Consider the following 14,797-nt stretch of genomic DNA (forward strand, 5'->3'; position numbering starts at 1 on the left):
ACAATTTAACCGTAAACTTTGAATTTTGTTTAAAATCTTCATTTCCGGCCAAATCAGTCATTTTCTCTGATTGGTAACTAAATATTAGGCAAATCAATACTCCTGAGCAATATTTTCGAAACAAAAAAAATGACTTTTTTTCATGCAAACGTCACCGCAAACGTTTTCATAGGGATATGAATTTTCAACTTACAAAAGTTCAATTTTCTCATTTTCGGACAATATGAATGATTTTACATTTTCAGCCACTATATAAAAGACAAACAAAAATATTATCTTAGGTTCTTAGAAAAGTCTAATTTAATCATGAAACTAGGACAAGCCACAATTAAAGATATCGCCAAAGCTCTTAACATTTCTTCCTCTACTGTCTCCCGAGCTCTAAAAGATTATCCAGGGATCAGTAAAGAAACAAAGGAAAAAGTAAAAGAGTTGGCTAAGGAGCTTAATTACCGCCCCAATGCAGTGGCACTCAGTCTTAGGAAAAGTAAATCATCTACTATAGGCGTAATCATTCCAGAAGTAGTCCATTTTTTCTTTAGCACAGTAATCAGCGGAATTGAAGAAGTCGCCTATGCCAATGGCTATAATGTAATCTTGCTGCAAACCAACGAAAGCCTTGAGAGGGAAAAAGCAGCCGTGGAGACCATGATTACCAATCAAATTGATGGATTGTTGGTGAGCTATAGTAAAGAAACCACCAGCTTTGAGCATTTTCAAAAATTAATAGATTTCAACTACCCTATCGTTTTTTTTGATAGAATACCTGATTTACAAAACACCATCAACGTAACTGTAGATGATTTTTCTGGAGCTTATTCAGCAGTAAAACACTTGATTGATCAAGGGTATTCAAAAATCGTACATTTGGCTGGCCCAAAAAATCTTAAAATAAGTAAGGACAGACAAGATGGCTATCTTAAGGCACTAAAAGAAGCTAATATATCGGTTCGTGAAGACTGGATTGTCCCTTGTCCGCTAGGCACATCCGAGGAAAGCGAAACCTTTTCTTTGCAACTATTAAAAGGAAAAGATCGACCCGATGCCGTATTTGCATCCAATGATATTGCTGCGGCTGGGGCCATAAAAGCTGCAAAATCCTTAGGACTAAGCGTTCCTGAGGATTTCGGAGCAGTAGGCTTTAGCAATTGGCAGTTTTCCTCCATGATTGACCCTCCACTTTCGACTGTATCACAGCCTGGATTTAAGATTGGAGAAATAGCGGCGGGCTTACTTTTGGATATGATAGACAACGAATCCGAAGAAGCTTTTCAAGGAAAAACGGAAGTCCTGGAAACACGGGTTATTGTCAGAGGTTCTTCGTTGAGAAAATCGTAACCTTTACAAGGGCTCGTTGAATAAGGTTTAGTTAATCTAAATACCCCAAAGTAAAAAAGACACATAAAATATTTTTATTTTTTACAATAATTCTATGCACACGATTGAATTGCGTTTTCGACCGCCATTTGATAGATTAAATTAGGGCAAAAAAGGCCATATCAAGAAATGAGCTACATAATTTAGTTTTTTACTTTCATTTTACTTTTTAACTTAGCGATTCATAACCTGCACTTTAAGCGATGAGCTGTCCGTCACCAGCATAGCAAAAACAGGTTTTTTTAGCTGTCTCCAAATCCTACCCTAGGAGGGCTGTAATAATTACATCATACAAGATCAATCATTAATTACACCCAAATGACTAATGTATTAACTAGCAACAACCCTGCTCAAAACATGTCAGCTGGAAGGCTTATTTCGTGGAACCAAACACCCTCTGGTATAATCGGACAGACCGACAATGCTCAATTCATGATCAGCGCTTATGCTGACCATACCATCAGGGTTAGACTTACCCAATCTGATTCTTTTTCTCCAAACCCCTACAGTGTAATCAAGTCTCCGTTGGAAGATCATCCTTTCCAGATTACGGAAAGTGATACATCTATTTCCCTCGAAACTACCAAAATTAAACTCACTATCAGCAAGGATCAATGGGCACTTTCATTCTATGATCTAAATGGAAACCTGTTGAATCAAGATGATCATGCCTTTGGTGTCTCTTGGCTGGGAACAGAAGTAAGCAATTATAAAAAACTTCAACCCAATGAACGGTTCCTTGGTTTGGGTGAGAAAACAGGCGGATTGGACCGTGCTGGACAGGCATTTACCAACTGGAACACAGACTATTTTGCCTACGGGGTAAATGATGACCCGCTATACATGTCCATCCCATTTTATATTGGGGTTCACCAACAGGGTGCATATGGGATTTATTTGGACAATACTCATAAGTCGGTCTTTAACTTTGGGGCTTCCAACAGACGTTTTTCCTATTTCTCAGCAGAGGATGGAGACATGGATTACTACTTTTTCCATGAAGAGAAAATCGAAAATATCATCTCAGCTTACACTGAGCTTACTGGTAAGTTAAGTTTGCCCCCTATGTGGGCGCTTGGTTACCAACAATGCCGATACAGCTACTATCCGGAATCAGAAGTTCAAACTATAGCCAAAACCTTTAGAGATAAGGATATCCCTGGAGATGTAATCTATTTGGATATTCATCACATGGAAAAGTACAAAGTCTTTACATTCAATGGTGAGAAATTCCCTGATGCGAAAGCTATGATCAGCTCACTAAAGGGAAAAGGCTTTAAGGTTGTAGTCATAATGGATCCAGGCATTAAAGTAGAAAATGGTTATGCTCCTTACACAGAAGGGATCGAGGAAGACTTGTTCTTAAAGTACCCTGATGGAGAAACTTATGAGGGACAGGTTTGGCCAGGATGGTGTGCTTTCCCTGATTTTACTGCAGAAAAAACCAGAAAATGGTGGGCTGAAAAAATGGCTTTTTATACAGATGCTGGGGTGGATGGTTTTTGGACAGACATGAATGAACCCGCTTCTTGGGGGCAACATACTCCTAACCTCATCAACTTCGAATATGAAGGTGAACAAGTAAGCCACAGAAAAGCAAGGAACATCTATGGAATGCAAATGGCCCGAGCAGCACAGGAAGGTGCTTATAAAAATGGCCAAGAACGCCCTTTTGTACTTACCAGAGCTGGCTTTTCTGGAATCCAACGTTATGCCGCTGCTTGGACAGGAGACAATGTGGCGAGTGAAGAACATATGCTAGCAGGAGTCCGACTGGTTAATAGTTTGGGTATTAGCGGCGTAGCTTTCGCTGGTTATGATGTAGGAGGGTTTTGTGGTGAAGCCAGCAAATCACTCTTTGCCAGATGGATAAGTATTGCTGCATTTTCCCCACTTTATCGAGCACACTCTATGATCAATAGCAACGCTGCTGAACCTTGGTCTTTTGGAGAAGAAGTAGAAGAAATTTCCAGAAACTATATCAAACTTCGATATCAACTTTTGCCTTTGATCTACAGCTCTTTTTATAAGAGTAGTCAAAATGGACTTCCTCTCACCAAAAGTCTTGCCATCGACAATCCCCATGATCATTTGGTTTATGATGGAAAGTTTCAGAATCAGTATCTTTTCTGTGATAGCTTTTTGGTAGCGCCCATCGAAAGTATCAAGGAAATCGCTAAAGTTTACCTTCCAGAAGGAAGTTGGTACTACTTATATGATGACAAAAAGCATCAAGGAAGGCAAACCATCTACCTAGATTCACCGATCAATTACCTTCCTGCCTTGGTAAAAGCAGGAGCTATTATCCCTATGCAGTCTCCTATTTCACATACGGGAGAGACTCATGACGGTGTAATGAGACTCCATTTATATAAAGGCAATGGTGAATCCGAATATTTACACTATGAAGATGATGGTAAAAGTTTGGCCTATAAAACCGGGGAGTATCACAGGAGAAAAGTCACTTTGAATAGCGATACCCAAACCTTGACCATCTCAAAAGCTGAAGGAGAATACGCCTCTACTTTTAAACAAATAGAAATCATTTTCCATGGTTTTGAAATAGAGCATGTCTATCTAAATAATCACGATCTAACCATCGCAAACAAGCCTATGGCTTTTCTTTCCAAACTTACTGATTTTGATCCATTGCCGGACAACTGTCTTCCTTTCATAGAAACTCCTGAGCTTCCTCGTGTAAAGATTGAAAACGTAGATCAAGAAATAAATCTTAGATTTGGAAGATAACCATTGTTATGAATCCATTGAATAGCTGTAAGATTGCAAGTCTTACAGCTATCTTTTTAATAACCTAATGAAGTTAAATGCAACCCAAAACACATAAGAAAAAGCTGAGTTTCTGGCAAATCTGGAACATGAGCTTCGGCTTTTTGGGCATCCAAATGGGCTTTGCCCTACAGAACGCCAATGCCAGTAGAATCCTTCAGACCTTCGGGGCTGATGTGGAGCATTTATCCCTTTTTTGGCTTGTAGCCCCGATTACAGGAATGATTGTTCAACCCATTGTAGGGCACTACAGTGACCGTACTTGGACCAAGTTGGGCAGAAGAAGGCCTTATTTTCTAGCTGGTGCACTCTTGGCTGCCATTGGCCTGATCTTAATGCCCAACGCAGCATTGTTCGTAGCATTCCTACCTGCCCTATGGGTAGGAGCTGGTTTTCTTATGATCATGGATGCTTCATTTAACATAGCCATGGAACCTTTTAGAGCTCTGGTAGCAGACAAGCTACCTACTGATCAGAGAACTTTAGGTTTCGCTGTACAAACTTTGTTAATCGGTTTGGGTGCAGTTATTGGCTCCTGGTTGCCTTACATTTTGACTGAATGGTTCAATATAACCACCACCGCACAAGAAGGTATTGTGCCTCTCAACGTAATTTGGGCTTTTCTTCAAGGAGCTACTGTTCTCGTCGCTTCCATTCTTTGGACTGTCCTTAGAACAACTGAAGAACCTCCAGAAAAGATAGTTAGCGAATCTAGTCAGCAAGAAGAAAAAGGCATTTTGGCCATATTCACTGATTTTCGGAAAATGCCAAAGACCATGAGACAATTGGGATTGGTTCAGTTTTTCTCTTGGTTTGCTTTATTTTCAATGTGGGTTTTCACTACTCCCGCTTTAGCACAACATGTTTGGGGCTTACAAGCCTCAGATCGCTCGTCTTTTGAATTTAACGAGGCAGGAAACTATGTAGGCGTAATTTTTGGAGTCTACAACCTGGTTTCGGCCGTCTTCGCTCTGGCCCTGCCCATAGTAGCAGCAAAAATTGGTCGTAAAATGACCCATGCCATCTGTTTAATCGCAGGTGGAATAGGCCTTATCTCCATTTTATGGGTTACAAACACTGAAATGAAATGGCTCCTTAACTTTTCCATGATTGGAGTTGGTATTGCTTGGGCAAGTATTTTGGCAATGCCCTATGCAATTCTCGCAGGATCTATCCCAGCCAAAAAAATGGGGGTTTACATGGGTATCTTCAACTTCTTTATCACAGCTCCTCAAATATTAAATGGATTTGTGGGAGGCTTTATCGTCAAACACTTTTACGGAGGGCAAGCTGTTTATGCAATTTTCACTGCTGGAATAATGTTGATTGTTGCTGCCTTGTGCGTTTACTTCGTTGATGATAAAGATGACATTGTTCAATAAATCAATAATTAATCAACCTTTAATTTGCCTTGGAAAGGGGTACTGTAAAGCGAAAAACGGTACCCTCCCCCAATTTGCTCTCAACATGAATTTCTCCTCCATTCTTCTCCACAAAATCCTTTGTCAGCATCAGCCCTAAACCTGTGCCCTTTTCCTTTTGCGTGCCAAATGTGGTAAAGGCCTCACTGGAAAAGATCAAAGGAATATTATCTTTTTCAATTCCCACCCCAGTATCCTTTACTGAGACAAAAAGTTCATCTTCTTTAGCATCTAAAATTATATCTATCTTATCACCTGAATCACAAAATTTAACGGCGTTACTCAGCAAATTTCTGATTACTAACTTGATCATATTTTCATCAGCATTTACCATCACTTGCTTCGTCTGGTCAAAGTTGACACAAATACCTTTATTTTCGTAAGAAGCCTCAAAAAGCTCCAATACTGCTTTTATTTCATTGGTAATATCAAAATCTACTTTTTCTATATTCTCACCTTTAAGTTGACCCTTTGCCCAAACCAATAAATTTTCAAGAAATCCTGAAACATGCTTTAGGTTTTCAGCAAATCTAGGCATCATGGCTTTCAGCTCTTCATCAGTGATCACTCCGGCATCCGTCATTTCCAAAAATTGTGTCAAGGTATTGAGCGGCCCCCTCATATCATGCGAAATTATAGAAAGCAATCGATCTTTGGTACTGTTCAATTCCCCAAGTTCTTTCGCCTGAAGTTCCAACCTTTTTTGATCCATCACAAACTGAGTCACATCCCTGAACATCACCAAGCGTCCTCTAATATACTTGTTCCCATCTTTCAGAAGCTTGCAACTCACCGCATAATAGCATTTTTCTCCCCTGACATCCATCTCTACTTCCATTGAATAATGTTCCTTTTGGCTTTGGGTGACCTCGTCCCAATGCCCTCCTTTAAAACCCAGCACTTTAAATGGTTTTCCTGTCAGTTCACCCTTTGATTTCTGAAGTATCCATAACATACGAGGATTGAAGTCTACCATCCGACTCTCCACATCGAGTACCAGCATCCCTTCCTTGATAGAATCTATAACTTTGTTTCTGGCAATCGGACCTACATCAAATAACTGTAACTCCAAAAAACCGAAGACAACAATAAAACTTGTTATCACAAAACCATACGGAGTTGGGTCAAAACCATTGAAAGGCTCAACCTGAAAAACCACAAGGATATTGGCTAGCCAAGGTACTGCCGTACCAATGAGAATAATAATCGTTTGCTTTCGGTAAATCCCTTCAGTTTCAAAACACCGCTTTACCATCAACACCATCCCCAATATCATTAGGGAGTAGAAATAAGTAGTATGTATGATATACCACGGCCCTTTGGAAGTTATGAGGCCATATAATCCGTTTACCTCAATAAGTTGAGCTGATTTGTAGTGAAGATGGTGTAAATTATTAGTCCACACCATAATAAGGGTAAGCAGAGGAAAGAGAAACTGTACTGCAACCAACGGTTTGGTAAGCCACTGATCCTTCCCCACAAATCGAAGGACAAATAAAATCCAAAATACAGGAACCAAAGCAATCCCTACGTATTCAAAATTCACCAGAAACAGCATATGGTCAAGGCTATCTTCTGCCACCATAATCCCATCAACCGCCGCCCATACAGTTACAGCCAACATCATAGCACCAAACCACCTGACATCTGTGTTAAGACGAGTAAAAACTAATACCGATAATAAAAGGGTAAAAACAGCAAAAACCAGCAATGAAAGCGAATATGCGCCAAGAGTAAATTCCATTATACTAAAAATAGAAAACTGTTATCGGTAATCAACATTTGAAACAGACAGCAAAGTTCTAATTTTATCACATTTTTGCAATTCTTCATGACGTATTTTTTGCAGTTAATAACAAAAACAATCTATAAATTTAACATTTTTTGGAAGGCAACATTAAAACACACTTATTTTTATATCTTATTAAATTTATCAGATATTTATATTTACTCCAAGCTTCATCTTTTATGCAAATATTTTTTCCAACTAGCTTATTGTACTAAAACATGATTAATTTTCTTCCTATTTAATTATTAAATCTACTTTGAACTAATTAGGTTTAACGAATAATACATAACCACTATAATCACAAATTAAAAGACACATTATGGATAATTTTCTTTTAGAAGCTATTGTAGAGGCCAAAAAAGGTTATGAAGAGGGAGGTATTCCTATTGGCTCCGTTTTGGTCCACAATGGAAAAGTCATTGGAAAAGGACACAACCGCCGGGTGCAACAACGCAGCGCAATATTGCACGGTGAAATGGATGCACTCGAAAATGCTGGGAGACTCCCAGCTAAAGTATACCAAGAATGTACACTATACACCACGCTTTCCCCTTGTCCAATGTGCTCTGGAACTATTCTACTGTATGGAATCCCAAAAGTTGTCATAGGAGAAAACAAAACCTTTCTAGGTGAAGAAGCACTGCTCGAAGAAAGAGGGGTCGAAGTGATTGTTGTCGATAATGAAGAGTGCAAACAATTAATGGCCACTTTTATCAAAGAAAAACCAGAACTCTGGAATGAAGATATTGGCATTTAAACTTTATCCAAGTCCCTCCATTCAAAACATCGATTATGCTGAAGTGCATTGCTGCCACTCTAATCATATTACTCTCTTTACCTACTGAAGGATTACTTGCACAGCAAAAGGGCAAAATGACGCCCCAGAACCCTTCTCCTATGATAGAAAATACTCGTCCGCACCAAAGAATAAACAGTGAGGAAATTTCTGGAGAAACCTGGAATATTGATGGTATTCTTGAGCATTCAATTGACCTGTTTCTACCAGAGACTTCAAAAAACACGGATTCTCTCTCTCTTTTGGTCCATTTCCACGGATTAAAATCCATTGCCAATTATGCTGCTATTTCCAATCCTGGTTGGGCATCAATCACCATTAATTTGGGCAGTGGGTCATCAGCCTATTCAGCTCCTTTCACAAACCCTGAAACATTCACCAACCTTATCCGGACTGCTAAAACTAAATTAAACAAACCAATAAAAACCATTTTTATTTCTGGATGGAGTGCAGGATATGGTGCTGTAAGGGCTATCCTGGTTTCCGAAAATTACGAAATAGTAGATGGTGCACTTTTACTCGATGGAATGCATGCTGGCTATATCCCTCAAGGAGTTCCCTTGGCAGCAGGTAGCAAAATCAACGAAGAAGATCTGACAGCATTTGAAAAACTTGCCAAAGATGCCATTAAAAGCAATAAGACCTTTCTTTTCACCCACAGCTCGGTTTTTCCCGGAACTTATGCCAGCACCACTGAATGTGCTGACTATTTAATTCAAAAGCTTTCCCTAATTCAAACTCCAGTGCTAAAAGAAGGCCCTTTGGGTATGCAATTACTTGGAGAGGTATCTAAAGGAAAACTGAAGATTCTAGCTTTTGCGGGCAATACCGCTCCTGATCATGTTGATCACCTCCATGGCTTATTTTGGTTTTTAGATTATATGTTGGAATAAGATCATTAGAGTTCAACAGTATTTCCATTTAACTTGTCAGATTGAACTCTAAAGCTTCTATCGTTAACTTTAATTTGGATTGTACTTACTTTGGGATCGGGATTTATAAAAGTGAAATTGCTTTCTTTTTTGATAAAAAGAATCGGACAATCAACAAATAAACTGAATCCATTAAATTCATAGGTCTTTCCCGAAGACCACAAAACTCCAAATACAATCCCATTTTCCGTTTGAATTACTTGGGCCGAACTATCATTTAAAAGAACTTTCCATGTAGGTTTCTTGAAAACTTCCTCTGCGAGTTCCTTTGATGGAACTGCACAGACAAAATACTCTGAAGACTCACCACTGCTAATTAAATATGGAAGAAATACTTTGTCAGACTTTGGTTTTTCATTTTTGTACCTTTCATTAATTTCTCCCCATGAGTGGGAGGTTTCTTGAAGTTTTACGCCTAATTTATCTTCCCCATGAGTTCCATACACAAAACCTTCATGAAACACCCAATTACCAACCTCATAATTGCCAGACTTAGTTAAAGCCTTTCCTCTATTTTCGTATACTTGTCCTTTCCATCTCGTTTGATCCATAGCAGTTGTAACACTACTTTTTCCTTCATGGTGAATATCAGCAATTAGAGAGACCAATATATTATCATAGATAAACCAAATTTTTTTTGCTGATAATAACTTTTTATTGGCACTGCCCTCAATTTCAAAATCCATCGATGCTAAACTATATTGCCCGTCAGAAAGAACGCCCGTAAGGGGCTTTCTGTTTACCTTTACCCCTCCTGTTACATTGGTGAATCCCGGTAAAAAATCCCAATCCCAAGAAGGCATTAAATTAGTGTACTCTTTTCCAGTTCGTAAAAAATAGGTATTTCCATAGTTCATAAATTTGCCTTTCAAGTTTTCTCCATTTATTGACTGTGTGGGAAGGTTTCTTTCAGACAATACTTTTACAAACATGCTAAATTGATCTTGATGATAAGCCAAAAGCTCTCCTTTTGAAAAAGCCTTTGCACCAGTCAATTCATCAAATGTAGGGTACATTAGGCTTTTTATTATACGGTCGTATTCAACTTCCCTTTCTGGCACCAAATCTTTCATAAATTGAAGAGTTTCAACATCAAATGTACTTGTCAAGGCGTCAACTCTTGAAGAGGACCGATCAGAAGTAGCTGGGACAGTATATTTTCCTCGAGCCATCCATTGCATCCCTTGGAGCAAATAATCGCTCAGTATATTGAGTTTCTCTTTTGGGAAGGCATACTTAGTATCCCTTAACTCCCACCCAATACGGGCTGTAATACCCAAGAATGCTCCTCCATACGAAAATTGCTGAAGTCTCTCCTCATGAAAAAAATAGCTATAATCTTCTTGTACCCCTATTTCACCTCCAATTTGAATTTCACTTATTATTCCCTCTACTGTCTTCCTTACCAAGTCTTCATCTTCTTTCAAAAGAGCATAATGCAATACATTATCCGAAAGCCAAATAAAGTTGATCCCGGTTTTCCTAATGTCGATTTCACTTAAAGTTTGTAAAATTTTGAATCGATATTCAGCTTTTACTTTTTCATCAAGAAGTATTAAAATATCAGAAAGTATTTTAGGAATGGTCACTTCATTGGGGTACCAATTGGTATTTTCATATGAGTGTTCAAACCATTCTTCAAGCGCAAGATTAACACAATCAATCATCTGCTGCTGACCATACTTTGAGGATGATGGTACTGAATAAGCTAATGCCAGATATTTGGTTCTTCTTATGTGAGAACTAAGATCCCAACTGGAACGAGATTTATCACCATAATCCAGATCCTTCCATCGACCCTTTGATTGATCAAATCGAATTAAATAATTATTTACATTATTTTCTTTGAGGGTGGAACTAAGCAACAATTCACGGTATCTACCTAATACTTTCTCCATCCCACTATCGATCTGTGCTCTTACATTTGTAAAAACCACCAAGAAGCTAAAAACACATACAACTTTAATAAAAAACATTATATTTCATTTAAAATACATTTTTATAAATTTAAATGTATAAATACAGAATTCAAAAACCAACATATAAGAAATAAATTTGTCTCATTGACATAAATGGTTTTCGCTACATATGGCAACTCTTCCTATCTTTAAGCTATGAAAACAATCAAAATCATTGGCGTGCCTGAGCATTTCAATTTTCCATGGATCCAACTTGTCCAAGAACAACCCTTAAAAGAGCAAGGATATTTGCTGGAATGGACTGATGAATCTAAAGGATCTGGTGCTATGATTAAGGCCCTAAACGATAAGGAAGCCGATTTAGCCATTCTTCTGACTGAGAGTTTTATCAAAGACAAAACCGAATCCAATCCCGGTAAAATAATAGGGTTCCATGTTAACTCTCCTCTTACTTGGGGCATTCATGTTCCAGTACACTCTGGAGTAAACAACATTTCCGAACTTAGTGATGCGCCATTTTTAATAAGCCGATATGGTTCGGGTTCACACCTGATGGCTTTTCTTTTGGCAAAACAAAACAATTGGGATCCTAATAAACTATCTTTTATAGAGGTGGGCAATATGGATGGTGCCAAACAGTCTTTTGAGGACGAGAAGCCCAAAGCATTCCTTTGGGAAAAATACACCACCAAACCCCTTGTGGACCAAGGCTATTTTAAAAGAATTGGTGAAATCCCAACACCATGGCCTTGCTTTGTTATCGTAGTCCATCAAGATTTTTTGGACAATGAGGCAGAGATATTATCCCAACTTCAACAAGCACTTTACTCAAAATCCAGATCGCTATCTCAACTTCAAAATCTCTCAAATTCCATTAGTGCTGCTTACAGTATTCAAGAAGAAGACATCAAAGCCTGGCTTAGTCAAACAGATTGGGCTTTATCTTCAAAGATGGATAAAAGCACTTTGAACAAAACCATTGATATTCTAATGGAGCTTGGCTTGATAAACAAGAAATTGCCTCTGGAAGAATTTGTAGACGTAAACTTTGCTGAACTCATATAAAAAAGGCCGCTGAAATAGTTATTCAGCGGCCTTTTTTATACCATTATTTCCTTCAATTTGTAGATGGCTTATCTAGCTTTTTAACATTATCACCATCTGACAACTTCTTGCTCACCACAAAATATGGTCCTGATATCAACTCTTCTTCTTCTTTAATTCCTTCAAGGATTTCAATATTCTCAAAATCTGAAATACCTGTCTTCACCTTAATCATTTTTGCTTTACCATTGTCAGTCACAAAAATCAGCTCTTGCAAATCACTACTTTGATTGGTTGAATCAACCCTCATATTTTCACGCGTAGTTACGGCAGCCAAAGGAACAGATAAAACATCTGTCTTCTTCTCAGTAATAATTTCTACACTAGCAGTCATCCCAGGCCTGAAAGGATATTTATTTTCCTTGGTCACCAAACTCTGGTAGGAAGAATTGATGATCCTGATCTTAACTTCAAATTCAGTCACCGCATCCTGGCTGGCTTTCTCATTAGCGGAATTGGCGATTGAAGTAACCACTCCTTTAAATTTTTCACCAATATGAGAATAAGCGTCCACATCAATCAATGTGGTATCTCCTAGGGAAAGCCTTACAATATCATTTTCGTTGACATCCACCCTTACTTCCATCTTACTCAAATCCGCTATTCTTAACATCTCAGTACCGGCCATCTGTTGGGTACCTACTACCCTTTCCCCTTTTTCAACCAAAAGCTTAGAAACCACACCGTCCACCGGAGCAAAAACATTGGTAAGATTCAAGTTTTCATTGGCTTCACTTACACTGGCTTGGGCACTTTTCACTACATACTCCGATGCTTGTACAGATTGTTTGGCAGCCGTAAGATCATTTTCAGCAGAAATGTAATCTGCCTTAGCTTGCTCAAACTCGGAGTCTGAAATAACCTTGTCATTGTATAAGCTTTTGTTTCTTTCAAATTCTAATTGTGCCCTTTCAAAAAGTGCTTCAGATCTTTTCAAGGCTGCTTGAGATTGCGCCAAATTGGCTTTTTGTTGGTTAAGGTTGGCCCTTGTTCTATCTAGGGCAGATATAAAATTATCAGGCCTTATTTTTACCAACAAGTCATTTTGCTTCACGGAATCCCCTTCATTTACATTAAGTTCAATGATTTCCCCAGCCACATCAGGGCTTAGTTTGATTTCTGTTTCCGGTTCGATCACCCCAGAAGCACTGACTTTCTCTACAATGGTTTTCTTGGCCGCTTTGGTTACTTCCACTTCCGTCTCAGCAGCTCCCCCTACCCATCCCGCGGCACGGCCGATCAACATAAAAACAATCAAAACGCCTACAACGCCAAGTAAAATATATAACAGCTTATTAGATTTCTTCTTAGCCATGATTATAATGTTAAAGGGTTACCTAGATAAAAGTCCAATACTTTTACACTGAAAATATACTCGTATTTTGCTTGTAATAAATCTGCCTGTGCATTAAATAAATTGTTTTGGGCAACCTGAAAATCAACGGCATTGATCACCCCCACTTCAAACCGCTTCTGGGCCATCCGAAATGCCTCATCCAAAGAGGAAACCCTGATAGTAGATGATTCATAAGATTGCTTGGCTGCGACTGCATTAGTATAAGCCGTTTCAATATCCTGTCGCAATTGGTTCCTGACCTCCTTCTCCCTAATCTCACTCAAATACTTTTGAACCCTTGCTCTCTGCAGGTTAGCTTTATTTCGACCATTTGAAAAAATGGGGATACTAAGGCTCACCCCTGCTCCTTCTGAAATGTTACCGTTAAACTGCTTACCAAAAGGAACTACTTCCCCAAGGCTATCGGTCAAGCTATTGATATAATTTGTTCCAATTGATCCTCCCAATCCCAATGTCGGATAATAGGAGCCTTTAGCAATTTTAACTCCATAGTCAGCACTCTCTACTCCAAGCTCCGCAGCCTTAATCTCTGGCATCAAAGTAACAGCAATAGAGAACACCTCTTCCATGTTGTCATTGGCAATCATATAATTCTCTGCCTCCAATTCTGGCACAGAAACATCAAACTCATCTTCAAAAGGAATCTGTATCGCCTGCATCAAATTCAGCTTCGATAGCCGAAGGTTATTCTTGGCATTGGTTAATTCCATCGCGCTGGTTGCATTTTGAGCTTCTAAATCCAACTGATCTGAAAGTGGCAGAGCCCCTGCATCCACTAATTTTTTTGTTCTTTGTAATTGTTGACTGGTCACTTCGGTCTGAGACTTAGCCACACTCAACTGCTCCTTTGCAAACACCACATTCACAAATAGATTCACAATATTAAGTGTAATATTGTTTTTGGTTGCCTCTACATCAAGTTCCCCAGTTTCCAAATCTACCACAGCTTGATTGATGCTATTACTGATCTGCCTACCTGCGAAAAGGGTCATATTGGCATTAGCTCCAAAATTGGCATTACCAAAACTACTGGTGGTCACCACGTTGGTATAAGGGTTAATTGAACGTCCCCAGTTGTACCGATAAGATGATGATGCAGACAAGGATGGGTACCTTTGCGATTTGCTCTCCATTAGGTTTGCTCTATTGGTCTCTTGATTGAGGACACTTCGCTGAAGTTCTAGGTTATTTTCAATGCCTATCTGAACACACTCTTCCAAAGATAGGGAAGAGATGTCTTCATTTTGTGCCCATACAGATGTAAAAATACCGCACGCCAAAAGCATGGCAGTAAAAAGTTTCTTCTTCATATTTA

At 38.9% G+C, this 14,797-nt stretch carries 10 protein-coding genes; 6 read left to right on the plus strand and 4 right to left on the minus strand.

What is annotated here, in order from left to right; all coding sequences use genetic code 11:
- The first annotated feature begins 306 nt into the window (after positions 1-306).
- The 3 genes from IFO69_RS00375 to IFO69_RS00385 all read left to right on the plus strand — a co-directional run bounded on the left by IFO69_RS00375 (position 307) and on the right by IFO69_RS00385 (position 5,546).
- Positions 307-1,338 carry a LacI family DNA-binding transcriptional regulator gene (locus IFO69_RS00375; protein ID WP_192006976.1) on the plus strand — a complete coding sequence of 344 codons (1,032 nt, stop codon included), beginning with the start codon at positions 307-309 and terminating at the stop codon, positions 1,336-1,338.
- 357 nt (positions 1,339-1,695) lie between these two features.
- Entirely contained in the window at positions 1,696-4,125 is a 2,430-nt protein-coding gene (locus IFO69_RS00380) for a glycoside hydrolase family 31 protein (protein ID WP_192006977.1), read from the plus strand.
- A gap of 77 nt (positions 4,126-4,202) precedes the next feature.
- A complete protein-coding gene (locus tag IFO69_RS00385) occupies positions 4,203-5,546 on the plus strand; it encodes an MFS transporter (RefSeq protein ID WP_192006978.1) in 1,344 nt (447 codons plus the stop codon).
- Positions 5,547-5,565: 19 nt separating this feature from the next.
- On the opposite strand, the gene IFO69_RS00390 is transcribed toward IFO69_RS00385, so the two are convergent.
- Positions 5,566-7,329, minus strand: coding sequence for a sensor histidine kinase (locus IFO69_RS00390; protein ID WP_192006979.1), 1,764 nt, complete (start codon positions 7,327-7,329; stop codon positions 5,566-5,568).
- Between the two features lie 364 nt (positions 7,330-7,693).
- Here IFO69_RS00390 and IFO69_RS00395 point away from each other — a divergent pair, with 364 nt between their 5' ends.
- Together IFO69_RS00395 and IFO69_RS00400 are read left to right on the plus strand one after the other, a co-directional pair.
- Complete coding sequence (locus tag IFO69_RS00395) at positions 7,694-8,131, plus strand: nucleoside deaminase (protein WP_192006980.1); 438 nt, start codon at positions 7,694-7,696, stop codon at positions 8,129-8,131.
- Between the two features lie 35 nt (positions 8,132-8,166).
- The gene (locus tag IFO69_RS00400; RefSeq protein ID WP_225443935.1) at positions 8,167-9,063 is read left to right on the plus strand and encodes a hypothetical protein; all 897 of its coding nucleotides are present in this window, start codon (positions 8,167-8,169) and stop codon (positions 9,061-9,063) included.
- Positions 9,064-9,068: 5 nt separating this feature from the next.
- Here the strand turns inward: IFO69_RS00400 and IFO69_RS00405 are convergent, their stop codons facing one another.
- Entirely contained in the window at positions 9,069-11,078 is a 2,010-nt protein-coding gene (locus IFO69_RS00405) for a polysaccharide lyase family 8 super-sandwich domain-containing protein (RefSeq protein ID WP_192006981.1), read from the minus strand.
- Between the two features lie 138 nt (positions 11,079-11,216).
- Here IFO69_RS00405 and IFO69_RS00410 point away from each other — a divergent pair, with 138 nt between their 5' ends.
- A complete protein-coding gene (locus IFO69_RS00410; RefSeq protein ID WP_192006982.1) occupies positions 11,217-12,086 on the plus strand; it encodes a type 2 periplasmic-binding domain-containing protein in 870 nt (289 codons plus the stop codon).
- A 52-nt stretch (positions 12,087-12,138) separates the two neighbouring features.
- On the opposite strand, the gene IFO69_RS00415 is transcribed toward IFO69_RS00410, so the two are convergent.
- The gene (locus tag IFO69_RS00415; protein WP_192006983.1) at positions 12,139-13,440 is read right to left on the minus strand and encodes an efflux RND transporter periplasmic adaptor subunit; all 1,302 of its coding nucleotides are present in this window, start codon (positions 13,438-13,440) and stop codon (positions 12,139-12,141) included.
- Between the two features lie 2 nt (positions 13,441-13,442).
- Positions 13,443-14,792, minus strand: coding sequence for a TolC family protein (locus tag IFO69_RS00420; RefSeq protein ID WP_192006984.1), 1,350 nt, complete (start codon positions 14,790-14,792; stop codon positions 13,443-13,445).
- Positions 14,793-14,797: the final 5 nt, after the last annotated feature.

The sequence above is a fragment of the Echinicola arenosa genome (genome assembly GCF_014841125.1).
Classification (GTDB): domain Bacteria; phylum Bacteroidota; class Bacteroidia; order Cytophagales; family Cyclobacteriaceae; genus Echinicola; species Echinicola arenosa.

Excerpts from the sequence above, each read along its gene's own strand:
- IFO69_RS00410 (WP_192006982.1), top strand. The coding sequence starts at position 11,217 with ATGAAAACAATCAAAATCATTGGCGTGCCTGAGCATTTCAATTTTCCA.
- IFO69_RS00415 (WP_192006983.1), bottom strand. The coding sequence starts at position 13,440 with ATGGCTAAGAAGAAATCTAATAAGCTGTTATATATTTTACTTGGCGTT.
- IFO69_RS00395 (WP_192006980.1), top strand. The coding sequence starts at position 7,694 with ATGGATAATTTTCTTTTAGAAGCTATTGTAGAGGCCAAAAAAGGTTAT.
- IFO69_RS00385 (WP_192006978.1), top strand. The coding sequence starts at position 4,203 with ATGCAACCCAAAACACATAAGAAAAAGCTGAGTTTCTGGCAAATCTGG.
- IFO69_RS00405 (WP_192006981.1), bottom strand. The coding sequence starts at position 11,078 with ATGTTTTTTATTAAAGTTGTATGTGTTTTTAGCTTCTTGGTGGTTTTT.
- IFO69_RS00420 (WP_192006984.1), bottom strand. The coding sequence starts at position 14,792 with ATGAAGAAGAAACTTTTTACTGCCATGCTTTTGGCGTGCGGTATTTTT.
- IFO69_RS00400 (WP_225443935.1), top strand. The coding sequence starts at position 8,167 with ATGCTGAAGTGCATTGCTGCCACTCTAATCATATTACTCTCTTTACCT.
- IFO69_RS00375 (WP_192006976.1), top strand. The coding sequence starts at position 307 with ATGAAACTAGGACAAGCCACAATTAAAGATATCGCCAAAGCTCTTAAC.
- IFO69_RS00380 (WP_192006977.1), top strand. The coding sequence starts at position 1,696 with ATGACTAATGTATTAACTAGCAACAACCCTGCTCAAAACATGTCAGCT.
- IFO69_RS00390 (WP_192006979.1), bottom strand. The coding sequence starts at position 7,329 with ATGGAATTTACTCTTGGCGCATATTCGCTTTCATTGCTGGTTTTTGCT.